This is a genomic window from Hyphomicrobium facile (assembly GCF_900116175.1).
Lineage (GTDB): Bacteria > Pseudomonadota > Alphaproteobacteria > Rhizobiales > Hyphomicrobiaceae > Hyphomicrobium_B > Hyphomicrobium_B facile.
This window is the reverse complement of record NZ_FPCH01000004.1, coordinates 153,019-173,320: the sequence shown is the minus strand read 5'-3', so window position 1 is coordinate 173,320 and position 20,302 is coordinate 153,019. Positions and strand designations below refer to the sequence as shown.

The following is a 20,302-nucleotide window of genomic DNA, read 5'->3' as shown; positions in this document are numbered from 1 at the left end:
ATTACACGCGGGGTCCCGGCTGGGCAGGGCGCCGTTCGGCGAATTCCGCGATGACGAGGTGGCCGAGCACGATTGCGCATTGGACGTATCGCTTCGCAAGGCGGCGCGGGTTTGTCGCCAGTCTCCACATCCATTCGAAGCCGAGTTTGCGGAAAAGTTTTGGCGCCCGTACTTGAGCGCGGGCAACGAAGTCGAGGGACGCTCCCGCGCAGACCATGCCGCATGCCAATCCTTTGGCACGAGCGCGCTCGGCAAAGATTTCCTGCTTCGGCGCGCCGAGGGCGACAATGCAGATGCGGGCTCCCGACCTTCTGATGGTTTCGATCGCACGGTCGGCCTCTGCGCCCTCCGGATCGAATGCGCGAGAGGGAGAGAGCATTCCCGCGATCTTCAGAAGGCCGTCGGTGTGGTCGGCGATTTCGTGCGCGGCCTTTGCCAGGACATCCTCGGTGGAACCGAAAAGAAATACGGGGAGACGTGCGTCTGCGGCCGCATCAAGCAACGGCAACAGCATGTCGGAGCCGGTGGCGCGAACGATGCTGCGGTCTTGCAAGCGCGCGAGCCAAGCGACCGGCGCTCCGTCCGCCGTGACGATGTCGGCTTCGCGATAGGCCAGGCGAAATCGCTCGTCGCTGCGAAGCTTCACGAGGTGATCGAGATTCAAGGTGAAGACGGTGAACGCTTCTCTTGCTCCCGCTCGATTGATGACCGAGGCGATCGCCGTATCCATGTCCGGCGTGTTGATCGGCCAGCCGCCCACGTGTGCGAGGGGCGCGCTCGGCGGTTTTGCGATGCTCTCTGATTGCAGATCCGCCAATGCGCGTGCGGCAGTATTCTTCTGTTGCACTTTGTATCTCTGATCCGGCTGTCATGTCCCTGAGGGGGAGTGCCGGAGCAATTCCCGTGCCTCGCGTTAACGGGGGCGGGCGGCGGAGATCGGGTGGCCGATCTGTCCCATTTTGTGGCCGTTCGTCCCGATATGGATGGCGCGCGCGGCGTTCTTCGAAACGCTCCGCCCAAGGATCGATCGTTGAGAGAGCCGAGTGCCGCGATATATTTCGGAACGCCCGAGCAATTCGGTTAAGAGCCGCTGAATTCTCGCGTAACACGCGGGTTTTACGAGAGTTTTTGGGATGTGGGTGCCGATGCAACCTGCGTCCTGGTGCTGTTTCCGTCGGGCATTGCTCGAAGGGAAACGGCATGCCGCGCCGCAACGGCCCGGCAAATGCACTGTCATCGTGCGGCGGGACGTTTGGCTTTGCCCGCCGGTGTGACAGGACGCTTATCGGTGCTTGGAACTGTTCGACAACTTGCTTCGCCGAACCTCATGAGGTTCTCGCGATTTGCTCTGACCCAATCGAGTTTCCGTGCGGCAGCTTTTTTAGCCGAGCTTGCCGGCATCGTGCTGATCGCGATCGCGACCGGCGTGTTCTACGACTGCGTGGTCAATGGCGAAGCCGGCTTCGACCAAACTTACGCGGCGGCCGGCATCCTCGCGGGGCTCGGCTATAGTCTGGCGTTTCTCATTCGCGATGAATACGCCATCGAGGTGCTGTTGGAGGGACGACGCAGCCCTGGGCGCGTTTTTCTGACGTGGAGCCTCGTGTTCATTGGCCTCGCGGTCATCGGTTTTCTGACGAACAGCACGGATGCGTTTTCGCAAGGGTGGCTGGCCGTGTTTTTCGTGTCGGGGCTTGCCAGTGTGCTGTTGTTCAATTCGACGCTCAGCCGCGCCGCGGTTCACATCATGTCGCGCGGCTGGATTCGCTGGCGCAAGGTGATGATCGTTGCGACGGACGGGGATGTCTCCGCGCTCGAAGAAGAGATCAACGGCGCCGCGGCCGGGTTCTGGATCATCGCTCGAACGACGGTTCCCAATCTTGCGCAAGAGCCCAATCAGATCGACGCCGTTCTCGATGCAGCAATCGCAAAGGCGCGGATGCTCGGCGTCGAAGACGTCATCATTTCGCACGAGCTCGTGCGCAGCCAGTTCCTGGAGCGGGCCGTCAATGCTTTCAGTGTTCTGCCCGTCGCTCTCCACTTGAGCACGAGCGGCTTTGTGCGGGGGTTCAAGGACGCACGCATCGCGCGCTTCGGCGAAACCACGACCATCTCTTTGACGAGGCCACCGCTTGGGCCGTTGGAAGCCGCGACGAAGCGCTGGTTCGATTTGGTGGCTGCGGGTGTCGCGCTCACTCTTCTCAGCCCGCTGTTCGCGGTGATCGCGGTCCTGATAAAGTTGGATAGCCGCGGACCGGTGTTCTTCAAGCAGCGGCGGCGTGGATACAACACCGCGGAATTTCAGATCTGGAAGTTTCGCACGATGACGTCACTCGACGATGGCGACGTGATCGTCCAGGCGACGGAGAACGATGGTCGCGTAACGGCTCTCGGGAACATCTTGAGGCGGACGTCGCTCGACGAGCTTCCTCAGCTCATCAATGTTCTCAAGGGCGAAATGTCGCTCGTCGGTCCCCGCCCGCATGCCGTCGCACATGACCGCTATTTCGAGAGACATATCGAGCGCTATCCCCGGCGGTTGAACGTGAAGCCCGGCATCACGGGATGGGCGCAGGTCAATGGCTTCCGCGGCGAGACCCGCACGGAGGAGGCGATGCGGAAGCGCGTCGACCACGATCTCTATTACATCGACAATTGCTCGGTCGGTTTCGATCTCTACATTCTCTTGCTCACGGTGATTTCGCCCAAGGCCAAACGCAACGCGCGGTAGTTTCGGGGCTTTTGCAGAGATGTAACGGGGGCGGCGGATTCTGCATTGTCGCAGACTTCGCCGGATGGTCTTCAACCGATCTTAAGGTACTCTGGGCAACGATTCTCGGACCTTTTGCGTAATGTTCCGCGAAGGCAGCTGGAACCCACAGGGGGAGTTCACCCAATGCGCTTTAAATCCTTGATGGCGCTCGCCGCGCTCGTCGCGGCTTCTGCAGTGCCGAGCGGCGAGGTGGCGGCGTGGGGATTGGATCGCCCTGATCTTCGGCCCCGCGTCTACCAGCCCAATCCGGCGCTCGAGAACTATTACTCATATTATTACGACCCGCGTGGCTACTATCCCTATTACAACTCCGGCGAGTGGGGGCCTCCCATCATCAGCCGCTACAAGGGGCCTCTTCCGCCCTATTACGCCTCTTGGGGCGCGCCGAACCGGCGATATCATCACGTCGAATGGCACCGGCTGCATTACCGCGGCCACCGTCGCGGCGACTGGTGATCCGGCTCATATAATTTTTTGATCTTGCAGCGCCCGGTCCAGGCTCGGACCGGGCGTTCCTGTTTGCGCGTATCCGGATTCTTATTTTGTGACGTTACGCGCCCTTTGATTTACCGCGAATGCCAGGAGCGATGCTCGTGTCGAGCATCCGCTTCGGCTGTTCAGGACATGTTCATAGGTTTTTTGAGAATATCCCATCGCTAGCGGGACATGCAGGCGTTCGAGTAATTTGGTGAGGGGATACAACCCATGATGAAGCGATTTGGCAACGCGATGATGGCGCTCGCGGTTGCGTTTTCAATGATGCTGGCCGTCGCTCCAGAGGCGCAGGCTCGGCACGGCCGTGGTGTCGGCGTTGGTGTCGGTGTTGCCGCGGGCATCATCGGCCTTGGCATACTTGGTGCGGCTGCTGCCCGCGACTACGACCGCCCGCGCTACTATTCCCGCTATGACGACGGCCGCTGCTTCCGTGGCCGCGAAGAGTGCCGTTGGTCCGGACGCCGGTGCTTTGAAAATGAATTCGGCGACACGGTCTGCCGCGGCGGACGGTATGTCTGCGAGCGTCCACTGATCTGCGATTAATCGGTACCGTCCGATACTGAAAATCCGGCTGGCGCGCGGGAACGCGCCGGCCGTTTTCATTTTTGCGCTTACATTTTTCCGCTTTTACTTCTTCCGGGCGAGTAGCGCCGTGTGAAGTGCGATCGCCGCCGCGTTCGAGACGTTGAGGCTGGCGAGCGTGTCATCGGTCGTGATGTGGGCGAGGCTGTCGCAGGTCTTGCGGGTCAGCTCGCGGAGCCCCTTGCCTTCAGACCCCATCACCAGCGCCGTCGGCCGTGACCAGTCGAGGGTTTCGATGCTTTGCTCGCCGCCGCTGTCGAGCCCAATGACGGCGAAGCCGGCCTCCTTCAGCTCGGCGAGAGCCTGCGAGAGATTGGCGACGAGGGCGACGGGGACGAGTTCGAGGGCGCCGGACGCGGACTTGGCGAGAACGCCGTTGAGGGGAGGGCTGTGCCGGCGCGTCATGACGAGGCCACTGGCGCCGAAGACGGCCGACGACCTCAGGATTGCGCCGACGTTGTGCGGGTCCGTCACCTGATCGAGAACGATGAGGGGGCGTCCGCCTGCGGCTTCGGCGAGATCATGCCAATCGGGTTCGGGCAGCGGCTCGACGTCGAGGGCGGCTCCCTGGTGGACCGTATCGGCGCCCAGAAGCTTATCGAGGTCACGCGGCGAGACACGCTCGATCGGCAGTTCGATCTTGCCGACGGCCTCCAGGAGGCGGCGCTCGGCGTTTTCGGTCAAAAGAGCGCGCAGAGCCTTACGCGCTGGGTTCTTCAGAGCGGCTTCGACCGCGTGGAGCCCGAACAGCCGAATCGGGCCGTCCTCGTTCTCAGAGTGGCCGCGGGCGTGCCCTCGGTCGTTTGCTCGGTCGTTTGCTCGGTCGTTTCCGGGCCGTCCGCCGGGGCGAGATGAAAAGTCGCTCGAGCGCTTCTTATCGCGCCACGGCTTGTTGAATCGTGGTTTCTGCAGGGCTTGCCTCGAAAAATTAATCGCTATCGGCCCGCTCGGGATACCCTGTTCGGCAACGGGATGGGGGCCGATGCGCACATTGCCGCTTTTCCGATTGACATGAAAGGCCCCCGTGAAGATAACGCGGGCGAAGGCCCTGCCCGGTTGGCAGGGCGCTTTCATTTCTACGGCCGCGGAACAGCGGCCTGGGGAGAGGTGCCCGAGTGGCTAAAGGGGACGGACTGTAAATCCGTTGGCTTCGCCTACGCTGGTTCGAATCCAGCCCTCTCCACCAAGACCCCGTATGGCAGTGTCGATTGACGTCGGTCGACGAGAAAATAATCTAATAAAATCAGTTAAAATCCTGAGCTGACGTCTATTGACGCCGGGCCAAATCGCCTAGCATCGGGCCATCCATTTGTGGACGAGTTTGTGGACGAGCTATGCCCAAAGCCACCCACCGACTGACTGCGATTAAGGCTGCAAACACGAAGGCCGTCGGCATGCATCCAGACGGCGCCGGCCTCTACCTCAAGGTAGACAAGTGTGGCTCTAGATCCTGGGTCTTCCGGTACATGCGCGAACGCAAGCCGAGGTACCTTGGGCTGGGTTCGGCGGCTTCGGTTAGTCTTGCAACCGCGCGCTCGTTGGCCAGCGATGCGCGCCGCCAGCTTGACCTCGGTCAGGATCCGATTGAGGCGAAGCGGCTGGCGGAAAAGGAAGTTGCTGCTGACAAGGCTCGCTCGATGACATTTAAGGAATGCGCCGAAGCCTACATGGCCGCGCACGAGCCGAGCTGGAAGAACGCGAAGCACTGCGAGCAGTGGCACAGCACCCTCCGACGCTATCTCTATCCGAAGTTCGGTGGCATTGCGGTCTCGTCCGTCACGACGGTGATTGTGCTTGATGCCATACAACCCATTTGGCATTCGATGCCCGAGACAGCGTCTCGGGTACGCGGACGGATCGAGGTTGTGATCGATTGGGCAAAGGCGCGTGGCGCTTTCTCAGGGGAAAATCCAGCCCGGTGGCGCGGTCACCTAGCAAACCTGCTGCCGAAGCCATCGAAGGTTGCCAAGGTCGAGCATCACGCGGCGATGCCGTTCGACGATCTGCCGGCGTTCGTGTCGGAGCTGCGAGCGACAGCGGGACTGACATCTCGCGCGCTAGAGTTCACCATTCTCACAGCTGCTCGGACCACGGAAGCGCTGGGCGCGCGCTGGACCGAGTTTGACCTCGGTAAGAAGCTCTGGACGGTGCCTGGCGCGCGGATGAAGAGCGGCAAGGAGCATCGGGTGCCGCTATCGCCACGTTCCGTCGAGATCGTCAAAGAGCTGGAAACAGTCAAGCAGAATGAGTTCGTCTTCCCTGGAGAAAAGCCTGGCCGGCACCTCAGCAACATGAGCATGTTGATGTTGCTGAGGCGGATGAAGCGAAGCGATCTTACTGTTCATGGCTTTCGATCGACGTTCCGAGATTGGGCAGCGGAAACGACAAACTTCCCAAACTTTGTCGTCGAAATGGCGTTAGCGCATGCGATCAGCGACGGCGTTGAAGCCGCATATCGACGGGGTGATCTGTCTGAAAAGCGCCGAGTGTTAATGGGGGAGTGGGACAGATACTGCGCAAAAACTATCCGCAAGGCGGATCAGAACTTCGGAGCGGCGCCCAATTTTTATCTTCGGAAGGAACCACGGGGCAGCTGACTCTTAATCAGCGGGGCCACGGTTCGAGCCCGTGAATCACCCACCAAATGCAAGAAAATCCGAAGAAGTTTTTTGCGGTCAGTTTTATATTTGCAGCTGACTATCAAAATTTTCGATCACGAGATGTTAGCTCTTCAGCTGAATCGGACGGGATCAACTACGCCGCCGTGGATGTCAGTTGTGGGCCAGAAGCGGAAATGCGCTGCGGCCGCCCCAAGGCACTTAGTTCGCGCCTTGCCTTGCGCTCTCCATGGTGGGAATCAGTGCATCGGATCGCCCAAAGCCTTGCGCGGTCGCCGGCTTGTGCGCCGCGAACTTTCTCTCCGTCGCCATTTCTGTTAACGAGCGGGCTAATACGCCTCCTCGGCTTCAATGAATGAGTGGCAATCGCATCAGGCCGTGTCCATGGTATCGAGTTTAGCGCGGATACCGTCGACCGTGGGTTTTGATGAGTGCGCTCGCGCCGGGGATCTGAAGCGCCTTATCTAAAAGTTGATCCAGCATGGGTCGTACGCTCATGATAGCGCTTGCGAGTGCTTTTCTACTATCCGGCGAGAGCTGATTTGCCAGCCCGCTGACATTGTCGAATTCCTCTTCAGAATTATTTAGCGGTACCAGAGCCGCTCGGGCCGAAGTCTCGTCGGATATGGTCTCCAGTGATCCACGAAGCCCGTTTACGGTGCTCGTCGTTTGCGTACCCAGATCGACGTCACCGACCTTGATGCCATGCAGATTCTCGAGCGCCTGGAAGGTTGCCGGTTGAACGCCGCCGATGGCGCGGGCGTCATATCGACGCCTGATGTGCCGGTACCGGTACCGTTACTTGATTGTGTTTCTTGAGGGGCGGTCGCGATCTGCGTGGTGTCATTGCGCGAGAACATGTTCCACGCAAAAAGCGCCAACGCCAGTTAGTGTGAGCGCGGGAAGTAGCCGGCCTCATGTAACCGCGCCGTTGATGGCCGATGCTGCTTTGTGGCTCGCCGAGTTGTTCAACACGACGCCGGAATTTCGGATGAACCTCCAAGCGGGCGCGTCTTCAAACCCGGGATGATCCGTCCCGAGACTGGCTACATGGTACCGATGTTGCCGACCAGGATCATCAGCCGTTCGCGACGGACGATTGCAGTCCTCGAGCCCAATGGCATAGTGAAGCGGTTCCACATCCGCGTGCGATCTGATGTGTCTGATGCAGAGATGCTGGCCGCGGAGACTGGAACGGTCGACAACGGGGACCTCGTGGTCACGCTCGACGGCACCACACACCGCACGCCAATCCGGACATTGCGAGGAGACCGGCGCGGACCCGAAGGCGCGACGGTGAACAATCTCCGTCGCTGGGAAAAGCAGGACTTTATCCCGAGACCGGACGATATCTATCAAGAGCGCCTCTATGCGATCCAATGGATCACGAAAGAGACGCTTGGCGCCTCGCGCCAAGACACTTATTTCGCTGAGGTCTCTCCCGACGACGAAGCGAGAGAGAGAAAGCTCGAAGACATTGTACGCGCGAGCCTCGCCGATTGGCAGGCACGCGGCCTCGTGCCCGACATGCCTATAGAGCCCGGACTCAACACCCGTCAGCCCATTTTCGAACGCGGCTGGACATACTGGCACCACCTATTCACGCCGCGCGACCTGCTCGTGCTAGCGACGATGAAGTCGCAAATATCGAACGCAGGGCTGTATGCCCTCTGGCCGAGAGCGATTAACCACGCGAGCAAAATGTGTCAGTGGCTCACTTCGATGCCGCGTGTCGACAAGCAAACTGGCCAGCAGCTAGCGGGCGCCAGAGACATCCCAAACCACGTCTTCTACAATCAAGCGTTAAACACCTTCGTCAATTACGCAGGGAGATCGGTTGGCGCTCTGCTCGACGACATCGACCCCACTGGAATTGGAGCAGAGAACGGCGTCATGGGGGTTTCTGTAGTGTCGGCCGTTTCCGCCGCTACTTCAGGTCTGACATCTGACGTGTGGATCACGGATCCTCCCTACGCAGATGCCGTTCGTTATGAGGAGATAACCGAATTTTTCATTGCTTGGCTCCGCAAGAACCCACCGGAACCGTTCAAGGATTGGGTGTGGGACAGCAGGCGTGCGCTCGCCATCAAGGGCTCGGGCGAGGATTTCAAGGCCGAGATGATCGCGGCTTACCGCAATCTCGCTAATCACATGCCGGACAGCGGCCTTCAGATCGTGATGTTCACGCATCAGGACGCCGAAGTCTGGGCGGACATGGCCGCCATCATGTGGGGCGCAGGGCTACAGGTAACCGCGGCCTGGTACGTCGCGACCGAAACGACGTCCGAGCTGAAGAAAGGCGGCTACGTGCAGGGCACGGTGATACTTGTCCTGCGTAAGCGCCAAGACGGCGAGGCCGGCTACCGCGACGAGATCACCCAAGAGATCGGCTTTGAGGTCGCACGGCAAATTGAAAGCCTAACCGGCCTCAATGATCGCGCCGTTGCCCACGGCCGCAGCGAAAACCTATTCGAGGACGCGGACCTGCAGATGGCGGGATATGCTGCCGCGCTGCGCGTGCTCACCCGCTACGCCCGCATCGACGGCGAGGATATGGCGGCGTACGCCTCTCGCCCGCGGGTGCGGGGCCGTCCTGATACGGTGAAGGAGATCATCGACTTTGCCACCGAAACCGCTAACTCGCACCTCGTGCCCTCCGGCCTAACCCGAGAGGTGTGGGGCCAACTGACGGCCGAAGAGCGCTTCTATCTGAAGATGCTCGATCTCGATGCCGCGGGCCTCAAGAAGCTCGACAACTACCAGAACTTCGCCAAAGCGCTTTCGCGCTGACTGGCAGCCGCTGATGGCCAGCGTGCAGCCCAACGCCGCGCGCCTGAAGTCCGCTGCCGGGTTCGGCCGCGCGCAGTTCGGCGAGGGCTTTGGCGAAACTCCCACGCGGCGCATTCTATGGGCAATCCTAAAGCTCCAGGCGGAAGATCCGAATGCCAGAACCATCCTCGAAGAGCTGCGTACCACGCCCCGCTATTATGAACGACGCGAACACATCATCGCCATCGCTCTTTTTATCGGCGAGAAGCGCACCGATGTCGATGGCGCGGCTGCACTCGTGCTCGCTGATCTGATTGAAAATCAACGTCTGGGCTGAAAGTGCGAAGGGGACGTGTGTGACGGAGTGGACTGACGCCAAAATCCGCCGCTTTTCCTCGCGCACCGGACGGCTCGATCACGCTCTGCTCTCGGAGCGTCTTAAGGGAGCAAAGAGCTATCGGCGCATCGCGGGTTATTTTCGCTCCTCCATTTTCGAGCTGGTTGGCGAAGACCTCGAAGGCGTCGACGACATCCGCATCGTCTGTAACGGGGATCTCGATCCGCGCGACGTGCAGACCGCCAAGGCGCTCGAAGTCGGCTTGAAAGAACAGCTGAGTGATGGCGTCGATACTCTCGAACGGCTTATGAAGCGCGAGCGCTACCGCCGCCTGTATAATCTTCTCAAGAGCAAAAAAGTCGCCGTTCGCGTCGTCGCCGGCGACGATGCGCCCTTCCTTCATGGCAAGGCCGGCGTGATTGAAGCGCACGACGGGTCGAAGATCGCCTTCATTGGCTCGCTGAACGAAACGCGGGAGGGCTGGTCCCGCCATTATGAGATTGTCTGGGAAGACGCGTCACCGGAAGGCGTCGCTTGGGTGCACTCTGAGTTCGAGTGGCTGTGGGCACGCGGCAGGCCGTTACCTGAAGCGGTGATCGAGGAGATTGGCCGCACCGCGCTTCGCAGAGAAGTGGAGATCGGCGCACTCGATCCGGAAGAGGTGGCGCCCGCTGCGCTGGTCGAGGCCCCGATATTTAGTCGAGACGATGGATTGCAGCCCTGGCAGCGCAGCTTCGTCTCAATGTTCCTGCAACATCGCGAGACGTACGGCGAAAATGGCGCGCGGCTTTTGCTCGCGGACGAAGTGGGAGTCGGCAAAACGCTGTCGCTTGCGACGTCCGCGCTCGTTTCCGCACTCTTGGGAGACGGCCCCGTTCTTATCCTCTGCCCTTCGACCCTGACACGGCAGTGGCAGGTCGAGCTGAAAGACAAGCTCGGCATTCCGTCTGCAGTCTGGCTTTCCAATCGGAAAGCATGGCTCGATCCGAGCGATAACGTCATCAAGGCAAACGGACCAAAGGACGTCGTCCGCTGCCCCTATTGGATCGGCATTGTCTCAACAGGCCTCGTCTTCCAACAAGGCGTCCACGTTCACGACCGGGAATGCGCCGAACTTCTGAAGATGAAGTTCGGCATGGTGATCCTAGACGAGGCGCACAAAGCGCGGCGCACTCGGGGGCTCAACGATCCGGATGGTGAACCGAACAACCTTCTATCCTTCATGATGGCGATCGCGCGTCGCGCGCGGCACGTCCTGCTCGGCACGGGGACGCCGATCCAGACTCATGTAGCCGAGCTGTGGGACCTCATGGGCGTTCTCAACTCTGGTGCTTCTCATGTGCTTGGCGGCCCAACGGTAACGGATTGGGCGCGACCCGAAGTAGCGAGAGATCTGATCACCGGCGCGCGTCAGATTACTGATGAAGCGGGAGGTTGGGCACTCATCAGGAATCCGCTTCCGCCGGGTCGCGAGGACACGCTTTTCGACCATTGCCGGAGTGAGCTTAGCGTGTCCCCACGTGAGTTTCGAGCAGACCGATCGCACGTCGACCTGAGCGAGGACGTCCGCGCCGACCTTCGCGACGCGCTTGCTTCGAAAGCTTCTGGCCTCGCCTTCTTTCAACGACACAATCCGATCGTCCGTCACGTCGTATTGCGCAAACGGCGTACTCTGGAGGAAATGGGACTCTTGAAGCGGATTGCGGTAGACGTTTTCCCCTCGGCGCAGTGCTCACAGCCCGGATTTGCCGGTCGCGCGCTCGTGACATCGTCTGCCTTCGACGAAGCCTACGAGTGCGCGACGGCCTTTGGCGCAGCCTTGCGCAAAAGGGACCGTTCAGCCGGTATCACCGAAAAGCTGATGCAACAACGCATCTGTTCGAGCTTTGCAAGCGGTCTTTCAACCGCGAAGGCGCTGCTCGCGAAACGACAGATTGAGGCCGAAAGCGACGCTGATGATTTACTGCGGGAAGATGCGCCCCCCACCATCGAGCGTGATGAGGCGTCGTTTCTTAAACGGATCATCGAACTGCTGGAGCCAATGAAATCCGACCCCAAGCTTGAAGTCGCAAAGCGATTTCTACTGGAACACGGGTGGCTGGACCGCGGATGCATCGTCTTTAGCCAGTATTTCGATACTTCAGATTGGGTTGCCCGTGGGCTTTCATCGGAACTCCCGGCCGAGCCCGTGGCGGTATACGCCGGTTTGGGCAAATCCGGGATCTGGCTCGCGGGCGATTTTGCTTCTGCTGAGCGGGAGACGATCAAGGAACAAGTGAAACAGCGCAGGTTGCGCCTAGTTGTGGCGACAGATGCGGCCTGCGAAGGGTTGAACCTCCAAACACTTGGTACGCTCATCAACATGGACCTTCCGTGGAACCCCTCTCGCCTGGAGCAGCGACTTGGGTGGATCAAGCGTTTCGGGCAGCTCCGCGAACGCGTATCGATGCTCAATCTCGTCTATCAGGGCACGCGGGATGAGGATATCTACAATGCGTTGTCGGGCAGAATGGAAAACGTCTACGATATCTTTGGCTCTCTCCCCGATACGATTGAGGACGAATGGATCGAAGATGTCCACACGCTCGCGGAGAATTTGCGCGATTACACTAACAGGAAGGCGGCGGCGCAGAACGCTTTCGACGTGCTGTACGGGGGGGACGTTTATCTCACTGGCAAAGCCTGGGAAACCTGTGAGACGGTACTGGCCCGGAGGGATATCTATCAAGCGATGTCGAAGGGCTGGTAGTCTGATTTCCTCGTGCGCGGCGGCCCATAGTAAGTAAGGGCCGCCTTTCATAGCGGCCCCCCCTCGACGTGCTGTGATCGGGGCTGGTGCACGCGCACGACGGAGGAATCGATTATTTGCGCCGCGCGTTATGACCACCGGCCAGTGCGTCCATGATCAGGTCCTAAACGGGGATGGTCGCCGTAGTTGTCTCCGCCTTCGTGGATCCTCCGCGAACGGCATGCCCAAGAATCGTATTTTCAATGAACGCTGAATTCGGCGCCAAAAATTTGGATGATGCGGGCTGCTGCCAAGGCTTGCGACGGCGTGGAGGTGGGTTCCCGAAGAGCGACCGACATCTCAGTCATCGTCTGGGGAGATTGGCCAGCAACGGAGTAAGCGCGCGCATTGCCGCATTCCGTAGCAGTTCAAGCACAGGATCGATACCGTAGCCTTCAGCCGCGACTACGACTGCGAACCTTTCTGCTTCCGACCAGCGGATGGGGCGGATGTGAGTGCAGCCGCAAACATTTCGACGGTGTTTGCGAGAGGTAGCAAGCTCCCCTTACGAAGCCGCGCCACTCCCCTATCGAGTTCGAATTCTTCTTCGAAAATTCCGTATAGTTGCGCAGTATTGTTTTCCATCAAATCAATCCTCGCAAGTTTTCACATGGGGCGTCCGAAGGCACTAAATCCACCACCCGCGGTTGGCCGCCAAAGCCGAAAGGCGCTTCAAACCTCGCGATCTTGTGAAGAAGCGAATGGCATTCACCCTTCTTTTCATAACTAAGCCGACAAGCTGAAAGGAAGGATCCGAGGCTGACTGCATCGGCTGTAGCGGGCCCCCGCAACCAACTGAAGGCGCGATCGCGTCTGCGTCATCGCTTTGACCCTCGTAGCTACTTTTGATTGCCGCCCATCTCGGCCACGGACTGGGACATAAAGTGGGACATTGAAGCAAGTAGGTGCCAGATATCTCTGAGCAATCAATCAAATAGGATCTTCATGCTCTCCCTCCCTCTCCACCAATCTGCCAAGTCGATCTACTTAATAAAGTCAGTGAAATTCCCAGACTGACGTCTATTGGCATCGGGGCAAATCGCTTACCATCGAGCGCGCATTTGTGGACGAATTCGTGGACGCCATTTGGTAATGACGAATTTACTCAACGAAGAGCTTGGGTTTAGGCGGACTCCGTCTCCACCAATCTGTATTCAGGATGCAAGACAAGGCAGCGTGAATACCAATGTCTGAAAAGCAGAGAAAGCGGGATATTCATTCACCGGCGCTGAGCGCCGATTGCGTCAATTGGAACTTTGTACGCAATCGGACCGCAAGGCGACAGAGGAGCGTTATCCGCAGAGCAACATCTGCAACCCAGGCCCTCATTGGCCCGCTACAAATTCAAGATGAATCTGGCTTGGCTCGATGTCCTTGGCGAGAACCACATAGTCTCTAACAAACTTTTGACCTTTGAAGCCACCCGCCTGAATGAGCGCTTCGAGCTGGCTGGCCTGGCGTTCGGCCTCGGCCATCGCCATCGGATCTGCACCATTTGAAACTTCGGCAGTAATGCGAACAGTCGTCTCCGGCTTGTCAATAAATTGACCAGCCTCTTTTTCCAGCGCCTCAAGCGACGATATCGTCGGAAGTCCGGTAGCCTTGTCGAATAAGAGATCGACGGTAGCCTTTGCCGACGATACAGCCCTGACCGCGGAGCGACGCACATACGAGAGCTGTCCACTGGAAGAGCGCACGCCAATCCAATCGCGCGAGCAGCTTGAGCCAGGGCTAAGACAATCGATTTGGAGTTTCGTACCCTTTTGGGCGTATTCGACCGCCGACCTTTGGCGGTCCGGCGACCTGAGCTCTGTCCCTGTCCTAACTTCGACAGATTTTTCGATTTGCGGAATTTCCGGAGCACCCTCTGTCAGAATGCTTCCTCGCGTAGTTGGAGCCGTAAGTGCTTGGTCCAGCCGGGCATCGGCTACCGTCATATCGCGCGTGAAGTTTGTGGCGACAAATTCCGGTTCGGCGGACACGTTCCGGCAGCGATCGCCGTTTGCTCCAAAAAACGCGCTGAAAGCATGGTCGACTTTTGCCGCACATGCCGCGTCAGATTTCACGCTGGCAAGCTGGATGTTATAAGTGGCGCATTGCACCGGCGAAGGTTCTCCCAACGCCAGACATTCCGAAAAGGGCTTATCGGGGCAGCGGCTCCCTCCAGCGCCGTCGGACTCGACCGCGTTACCCAGCTCGTTCATCGCCGCAGAGCACGCATCCGAGGAAATACGCCAAGGCCACGCGTTAAACAGCGGCGAATTATCATCTTCGGTGGGTGCTTGGCCATCCGGAGGCCTTGCTGCCTCGGAGTCTTTTTTGACGGCGACATTGACCACATCAAAGATACGGTCGAGCTTTCTTCCCCAGGCGTCTATCTCGTCGGAGAAATACCTCATGAACCGGCCGCTTTGGACACTACCAGCCCCTCCCGAAAAGACATCCGAGGCGATCGTTCCAGCTTTTGTCGAGTAGAGGACCACATAGCCGCCGCCTCGGGCTTTGAGCGTCAGCGGAATTTTGAACGACCGAGCGGCCATACTGAATGTTCGGCTTGTCACTGACTCGCGCGGCTCAAATGAAGTGAGGTCCGCCGGAAAAGTAATAGGGGTACGGCACGCGTCGACGACGATAATCGGGTGGACGGATTGGAAGCTTCCCCAGTCGTCGCGCAAGGTTGTTATGGACGTTGCATTATCCAGCAGATCCTCGTCGGTTTCATATTTCCCGGTGCCGAAAATCAAGGTTTGGTTCGGAACGCCGTTGTCGTCTTGCCCAGTGCTGAAGCTTCCGTGGCCGGCGAAATAAGTGAGAAAGCGCGTATCGCGCGGCAAATATCGCGGATTGCCGTCGGCATCTTTGATCGCCTCGACGTCCCGCATGTATTTCGTAGCGGCGATCCGGGCGCCTTCGATGTTGCGGTGCTTGGCGTTCAATAGGCAGCAAACATTGAAGTCTTCGCCCTTAAGCTTGAGCGCCAGGGCGCGCGCATCAAAACCGGCGTTGCACAGATTGCCGAGCTTGCCGGAATAGTCGTTGTTGCCGATGATGAGCGCCGTACGCCGGTTGTCCTTGTTGAATGTGCAGCAGTTTGCGCCGCAGTCCGCCGTCGTTTCGAGGTTGATGCAGACATTGTCCGTGGGCGGTAGCTCGGGACAGTCGGCACGCGCAATTTGGGTGAAAAGCGCAAGCCCTAGCAGTGCGAACACCGGAAGAAGAGCATTTTGATTATTCGGAGCTTGCATTGACGCCGAGCCTCTTCATCCACTTCACGACCGCAGGCGTGATCAAGGTATAAATTCCGCCGGGACCGCAAGCGCCTCCTCTCACTTCGCGCGACGTGACGGCAGTTATGAAAAAATTCGCGTCCGACTTCAAAAAGACCGGGCCGCCGCTGTCGCCGCCGCAGGTATCCCGGAGAAGCTGTGGGTCTGCCAGTACGGCCTCCCGGCCGGGCATGCATTTGAACTTGGCGTGAGAAATATCGTCCCCGCAAATCTTCGATACGATAGGAAGATTGGCCCACTTCTTGCGCCCAAGTTGGGCCCGCTCGTCGCGGCCGAAGCCGACGATTGTCACAACGCTCACGACCGGGTTGAGGTACATCCCGGTCGAGGCGATCTTGGCGGGGGAGGGTCGGGCGCAAGCGTTCACCGAAGGCGGCGGCATATCCTGTTCTAGGAACAGCAAAGCGAGATCGCGTCCCCAATCTGGGGGCGAGAACCGGTTTTGACAGTTCCAGCCGCTGAATGTAGCGCTGGGCTTTATCTCCCTCAGTCCGACTCCCGGCTTGCCGTCGCGGGCGTCGTGCGTGGCCTTGACGCGTATGGCCGTCGGATTCGCCTCGATCCGGAGATCACAGACGCAGTGGGCCGCGGTCAGGACCGTCTTGCTGTCGACGAGGGTGCCCGTGCACAATTCGCCGAGATTGCGGGTTATGACGACCGTATGGGGGAAGTCGCATTCCGTGGTCGGCACGCCGAAGGTTATCCGTGCTTCGGAGCTGACGCTGATTTGGCTTTTGGCCTCTTCGAGAAGCTCTTGGAGGCCGTTCCGATACTGCAAGCTCGCATCCTGCGGCTGAGGAAGGCAACGAATCTGCGACAGATCGAGCGAAGTGAATTCGTTGAGATTCGACTGAAGCTGGTCGAGACCTTCCCTCAGGCACGATGCACGCATGTTCTCGTCGCCGCCGGCCCGCGTTGCCGCAAACGCAACCAGCCGGTCAACCAGACCCCGCCGGCACACGATTTCCGTCTTGTCGCAATGCGTTATACCATGTACGTCCGCGACCGTCTGAGCGGCCGACCCCGCTGTGCCGATGGCAAGAGCAGCAAGGAGCGGCGCCAGCCACCGCAGTAGCGAAAACCTGCGTTCCGAATAAATGCGCGGGCAGCCCATCTCTGTTGCGTCCTCCCTTCGCAATCTTTAGGGCTAGCCCGATCCCCCCGAGCAATAATTCTCGCACGCCTGACCGCTCAAACCGGCAGCGGAGCATTGGTCAAAGGCGCAATTGCAATAGCGCTGGGCCTCCACCTGGCCCCACTGGGACGCGTTGCGAGCAATGCATTGGTTCTTTTCCTCGGGCGATAGCGACGTCGAACGACCCGAGGTCGCCGGCACGTTGGATGCATCGGGCTGGGTTGTCGTTGCCGGGTTGGCTTGGAGCTTAGCAAGCTGGGAGAGCGTGGATTGATATGATTTTTGGGAATCGATCAGCTGCTGCTGGGCATTGATCAGGGCGGTGTTGTTGTTCGTTTCGTTGATCTTAACCTGAATGATGTTTGTCGGGAGCGCGGCGATGCCTTGGGCAATGTAGAGCGGAATTTCGACGAACCCGGCAAGCTCGCTCTTCTTGTTGATATCGATATCGACGAGCGCGCCTTGATCGAACGTCAGCGTCGTTTTGCGGTCGGTGAAAAAGGCTCGGTCGATGCCCACGCCTAGGACCGGAGATTTGTTTTCGAGATGCACGGCTTCGCTGGCCTTGAGGAGCCATCCGCCCTTGGCCTTTAGATCCCTTTTGACGAACAGGTACATCACGTACGGCACCCGCGGCCGGTACAAAATTCCTCGCATTTCGGGAATAGGGGAAGCTTGGTAGTCCGCATCATAGCCATCGGCCAATGCGCGCTCGAGCGAGACGCCTCCGAGGGGGTGCTCGCAATAAGAGTCGGCGTCGCGCTGTCCCGGCGCCAGGCCCTGGTTTTCGATCATCATGCAGAAACCGAATTTGCGCATGGAATCGTTGACGACAGCCGCTTGGCCGGAGTTGAAAGGGTCGAACTCGGCGCGGTAAGGGCTCGTCAGCGTTGCCGGCGCGTTGTCGAGGCTGCTACGACCGGCCGCCTGCTCATTGGGATCGAAATTCGGGTTGCCCGATACGACAGTGAAAATGGTATCGGCGACCTTTTTAGCGATTGCCGCCGATTGATCCTTGGAGTTGGCCGAGACTCTCATGAGCAGCCCGCTTGCATCCTTCTGCACCGTGAACGTCTCGTTGGATGTCGGCGAACCGAGGTAGTCGAGGCAATAGGTCTTGCCTTTGTCGGGGTGGCGTACCAGGCGGACGCTGTTCAACCGGAATTCCTCGCCGAGATCGGGGGAATCGCTCTTGGCGATTTCGACCGCAACGTAGGTCTTTGAGAGCGAATAAGCGCCGGCATCGCTATGGCAGCCTCCCAATCCGCTCGGCTTGGGCAGCAGCGTGGAATTCGCCATGGCGCAGCCCGTGAGGATCAGAACGACGAGCAGGACCGCAATCTTATGCATTTGAGCACTCTCTGATTTACTCGCGCATTCCTAGAGATCACAGAGCTCCCGCCGTAATTTCCTTGACATTTGCTTGCGGGCAGGTGGTCTCGAAGTCGCCATTCAGCTCGTGAATGCCGCTGTTGGCGTCCTTCTCCTGGGCAGCGAGTTGGTCCTCCAGCAGATCCCCGATTAGTTGGTTGGCTTGGCTCTTTGCGGCGTCAGCTGCGACTTTGCTTGATTCATCTTTGCTGAGCGCCTGGCCGAGCGCCGTCGTCGTCAGGGCCTGTTCGGCCTGCAACCTACGAACTTCGGCCTGCATCAGCTGGTTCTGGGCCGCCAAGAGATTTCTCTGGCCGGCCGTTTGATCAATCTGGACCTGTATGATGTTGGCGGGAAGCGCGACCATGCTTTTGGCGATTTCGAGCGGCACGTCGACGAATTGTACAAGTTCACTCGTCTTGAACACGCAGACGTTGGTCAGTGCGCCCTGGTCGAACATGACCGTCGTCTTGCGCTCGGCGAAGAAGGCCCTCTCGACGTCAATGGCGAGGATCGGCGATACGTTCTCGAGTTCGACGACCTCGCTGCCACGCAATTCCCATTTTGCCTTCGCCTGCGCCGAGCCTCTGTTCGCGTTGAGGAACAGCAGAACGGTGAAGGGGATGCGTGGCCGGTAGAACACGCCGCGGGACGATAGCGTCTCGGGCGGGTCTTCCGCGAGGCGCAGAGCGTTGACCATGCGAATGTTTTTTTCGACGGCCCGGCGCGGATCATCGCAGTATGTGGCGATGGTGCCGTGGTCGCGCGGCACCGTCACGCCCTGGAGGATGATGCAGAAGCCAAGCTGGCTGAGCGTGCTGTTTACGAGTGCACTCTGTGCGAGATCGAAAGGATCGTACTCGACATCGACAACGCGGTCGTTGACGGCTGCGCCATTGACCGACCGCCCTTGGACCGCAGAGGTCTCGGCGAAATTCGGATTGCCGGAGATGCCGATGAAGATCGTTCGGATAATGGTTTTCAGGATGTATGCCGATTCGTCGATGGCATCTGTCGAGATGGCGTGCAGAAGCCCGCTGCCGCTCGCCGCGAGTTCGGCATCTTGGACGGGCTCTGGTGTCGCGTTTGCGGTTGTGGGTTTTGTAAGTACGCGGCCTTCTCTGACTTTGAAGATCTTGACCATGTCGTGCGCCGTCGGGCTTGCCGCGTAATCGAGGCAATAGCCTTTGTCGCGATCCGGGCGGTGCAGTATGTCGACGCCGGCAAGTTCAAGTCTCTTGTCGTGGTCCTGGGCGGTTGTACCCTTCAGGTCGACTTTGACGCGAAGATAGGTCTTCGACAAATTGTAGGAACCGGTCGTGCTCTCGCAGGCCGGGCGGCCGTCCGCGCCGAGGCTGTCGGGTCCTTGTGGAAGCAGGGAAGAATTCAACATTGAGCACGCGCAAACACTAAGCGCGGCTAGCACCACGGCCAAAATACGCATGTACTAGGCCCCCCAAGGCGCAGAACGCGCACCTCAGCCCCAAAATATGAAATATCGAATTAGAGTCGTTCAGTTAGTCTCTGTGAAGACTAATTGCTGCTGTGGATATTTGCAATAACGAAGCTTGACTGCGCTATAATTCACGAGAGGTGTCGTGCCCAGCCTGCCACAACTCTGGGGGGCTGAGGGATATCTAGAAGAATACCGCACAGAGTTCCCCGACGACGAGCACGAAATGGTCCGTCCGAACGGCTCGTCTTGGTCGGCCGAAGTCTGCTTTTGCTTTGGAAGCTGCCCTTACCGCCGATGATCTGAACGCTTCGAGACCGCCTTTCTCAGCACGCAGCGGCTAAAATGCGATGGTCTTTCTGAGCCGCACTAGAACTTCCAGATTCGACGACTCGGCTTCAGTTCCCATGATCAACTTCGATACCAAGCAATGAAAGTTCCCGAGGGCGGGAAGTGGATTCCGGATTAGAGGATGTGTACGCTGCGAGCAAAAAATCGCGCACGGTTTTGCATTCCGGAAAGCCTACAATGCCCATCTTCAGCGCATCGCTATCGCGTGTAGGCGGCAATGTCTGCAGAGCCGAGAAAGCGGACCTATCTTCATTCGCCGTCACCCCACGTTATGTGCGTCGCGATTACGTCTGTATCGCCATCCAAAGCAGACGGCCTCCAAATGACGCTATGGGCCAGGAGC

General features: G+C 59.0%; 13 protein-coding genes and 1 tRNA gene. 8 read left to right on the top strand and 6 right to left on the bottom strand.

Annotated elements, in window-relative coordinates; translation table 11 throughout:
• Position 1: 1 nt before the first annotated feature.
• On the bottom strand, positions 2-847 hold the full coding sequence (locus BM399_RS18775; protein WP_244531369.1) for a WecB/TagA/CpsF family glycosyltransferase: 846 nt from the start codon (positions 845-847) through the stop codon (positions 2-4).
• Positions 848-1,327: 480 nt separating this feature from the next.
• On the opposite strand from BM399_RS18775, the gene BM399_RS18770 reads away from it, so the two are divergent.
• The 3 genes from BM399_RS18770 (at position 1,328) to BM399_RS18760 (ending at position 3,811) form a co-directional block, all read left to right on the top strand.
• A complete protein-coding gene (locus tag BM399_RS18770) occupies positions 1,328-2,731 on the top strand; it encodes an exopolysaccharide biosynthesis polyprenyl glycosylphosphotransferase (protein WP_177228221.1) in 1,404 nt (467 codons plus the stop codon).
• A 165-nt stretch (positions 2,732-2,896) separates the two neighbouring features.
• On the top strand, positions 2,897-3,229 hold the full coding sequence (locus tag BM399_RS18765) for a hypothetical protein (protein WP_092869321.1): 333 nt from the start codon (positions 2,897-2,899) through the stop codon (positions 3,227-3,229).
• A gap of 249 nt (positions 3,230-3,478) precedes the next feature.
• Complete coding sequence (locus tag BM399_RS18760; protein ID WP_244531368.1) at positions 3,479-3,811, top strand: hypothetical protein; 333 nt, start codon at positions 3,479-3,481, stop codon at positions 3,809-3,811.
• An 84-nt stretch (positions 3,812-3,895) separates the two neighbouring features.
• Here BM399_RS18760 and rlmB read toward each other — a convergent pair whose 3' ends face one another.
• A complete protein-coding gene (gene rlmB, locus BM399_RS18755) occupies positions 3,896-4,600 on the bottom strand; it encodes a 23S rRNA (guanosine(2251)-2'-O)-methyltransferase RlmB (RefSeq protein WP_280140599.1) in 705 nt (234 codons plus the stop codon).
• Between the two features lie 351 nt (positions 4,601-4,951).
• Between rlmB and BM399_RS18750 the strand changes: the two genes are divergently transcribed.
• From BM399_RS18750 to BM399_RS18730, 5 genes are all read left to right on the top strand, one after another.
• Positions 4,952-5,036 (top strand) — tRNA-Tyr (locus BM399_RS18750).
• Between the two features lie 148 nt (positions 5,037-5,184).
• Complete coding sequence (locus tag BM399_RS18745; RefSeq protein ID WP_092869320.1) at positions 5,185-6,447, top strand: tyrosine-type recombinase/integrase; 1,263 nt, start codon at positions 5,185-5,187, stop codon at positions 6,445-6,447.
• Between the two features lie 1,071 nt (positions 6,448-7,518).
• Positions 7,519-9,258, top strand: coding sequence for a hypothetical protein (locus tag BM399_RS18740; RefSeq protein ID WP_143117868.1), 1,740 nt, complete (start codon positions 7,519-7,521; stop codon positions 9,256-9,258).
• A gap of 13 nt (positions 9,259-9,271) precedes the next feature.
• Positions 9,272-9,574 carry a hypothetical protein gene (locus BM399_RS18735; protein WP_092869318.1) on the top strand — a complete coding sequence of 101 codons (303 nt, stop codon included), beginning with the start codon at positions 9,272-9,274 and terminating at the stop codon, positions 9,572-9,574.
• 19 nt (positions 9,575-9,593) lie between these two features.
• Complete coding sequence (locus BM399_RS18730) at positions 9,594-12,323, top strand: phospholipase D-like domain-containing anti-phage protein (protein ID WP_092869465.1); 2,730 nt, start codon at positions 9,594-9,596, stop codon at positions 12,321-12,323.
• 1,364 nt (positions 12,324-13,687) lie between these two features.
• On the opposite strand, the gene BM399_RS18720 is transcribed toward BM399_RS18730, so the two are convergent.
• From BM399_RS18720 to BM399_RS18705, 4 genes are read right to left on the bottom strand one after another with little or no spacing between them, the layout of a single operon-like run.
• The gene (locus tag BM399_RS18720; RefSeq protein ID WP_092869316.1) at positions 13,688-15,607 is read right to left on the bottom strand and encodes a caspase family protein; all 1,920 of its coding nucleotides are present in this window, start codon (positions 15,605-15,607) and stop codon (positions 13,688-13,690) included.
• Positions 15,591-16,763 (bottom strand): S1 family peptidase, encoded by a 1,173-nt coding sequence (locus BM399_RS18715; RefSeq protein ID WP_092869315.1) that lies wholly within the window; start codon positions 16,761-16,763, stop codon positions 15,591-15,593. The genes BM399_RS18720 and BM399_RS18715 overlap by 17 nt, the downstream gene beginning before the upstream one ends.
• A gap of 33 nt (positions 16,764-16,796) precedes the next feature.
• Positions 16,797-18,134, bottom strand: a complete 1,338-nt coding sequence (locus tag BM399_RS18710) for a hypothetical protein (protein WP_092869314.1) — start codon at positions 18,132-18,134, stop codon at positions 16,797-16,799.
• Between the two features lie 37 nt (positions 18,135-18,171).
• Positions 18,172-19,548, bottom strand: a complete 1,377-nt coding sequence (locus tag BM399_RS18705) for a hypothetical protein (RefSeq protein ID WP_092869313.1) — start codon at positions 19,546-19,548, stop codon at positions 18,172-18,174.
• Between the last annotated feature and the right edge of the window lie 754 nt (positions 19,549-20,302).

What these genes read in the sequence shown, in the direction of transcription:
- BM399_RS18770 (WP_177228221.1), top strand. Translation starts at nt 1,328, where the DNA reads ATGAGGTTCTCGCGATTTGCTCTGACCCAATCGAGTTTCCGTGCGGCA.
- BM399_RS18765 (WP_092869321.1), top strand. Translation starts at nt 2,897, where the DNA reads ATGCGCTTTAAATCCTTGATGGCGCTCGCCGCGCTCGTCGCGGCTTCT.
- BM399_RS18760 (WP_244531368.1), top strand. Translation starts at nt 3,479, where the DNA reads ATGATGAAGCGATTTGGCAACGCGATGATGGCGCTCGCGGTTGCGTTT.
- BM399_RS18745 (WP_092869320.1), top strand. Translation starts at nt 5,185, where the DNA reads ATGCCCAAAGCCACCCACCGACTGACTGCGATTAAGGCTGCAAACACG.
- BM399_RS18740 (WP_143117868.1), top strand. Translation starts at nt 7,519, where the DNA reads ATGGTACCGATGTTGCCGACCAGGATCATCAGCCGTTCGCGACGGACG.
- BM399_RS18735 (WP_092869318.1), top strand. Translation starts at nt 9,272, where the DNA reads ATGGCCAGCGTGCAGCCCAACGCCGCGCGCCTGAAGTCCGCTGCCGGG.
- BM399_RS18720 (WP_092869316.1), bottom strand. Translation starts at nt 15,607, where the DNA reads ATGCAAGCTCCGAATAATCAAAATGCTCTTCTTCCGGTGTTCGCACTG.
- BM399_RS18715 (WP_092869315.1), bottom strand. Translation starts at nt 16,763, where the DNA reads ATGGGCTGCCCGCGCATTTATTCGGAACGCAGGTTTTCGCTACTGCGG.
- BM399_RS18710 (WP_092869314.1), bottom strand. Translation starts at nt 18,134, where the DNA reads ATGCATAAGATTGCGGTCCTGCTCGTCGTTCTGATCCTCACGGGCTGC.
- BM399_RS18705 (WP_092869313.1), bottom strand. Translation starts at nt 19,548, where the DNA reads ATGTTGAATTCTTCCCTGCTTCCACAAGGACCCGACAGCCTCGGCGCG.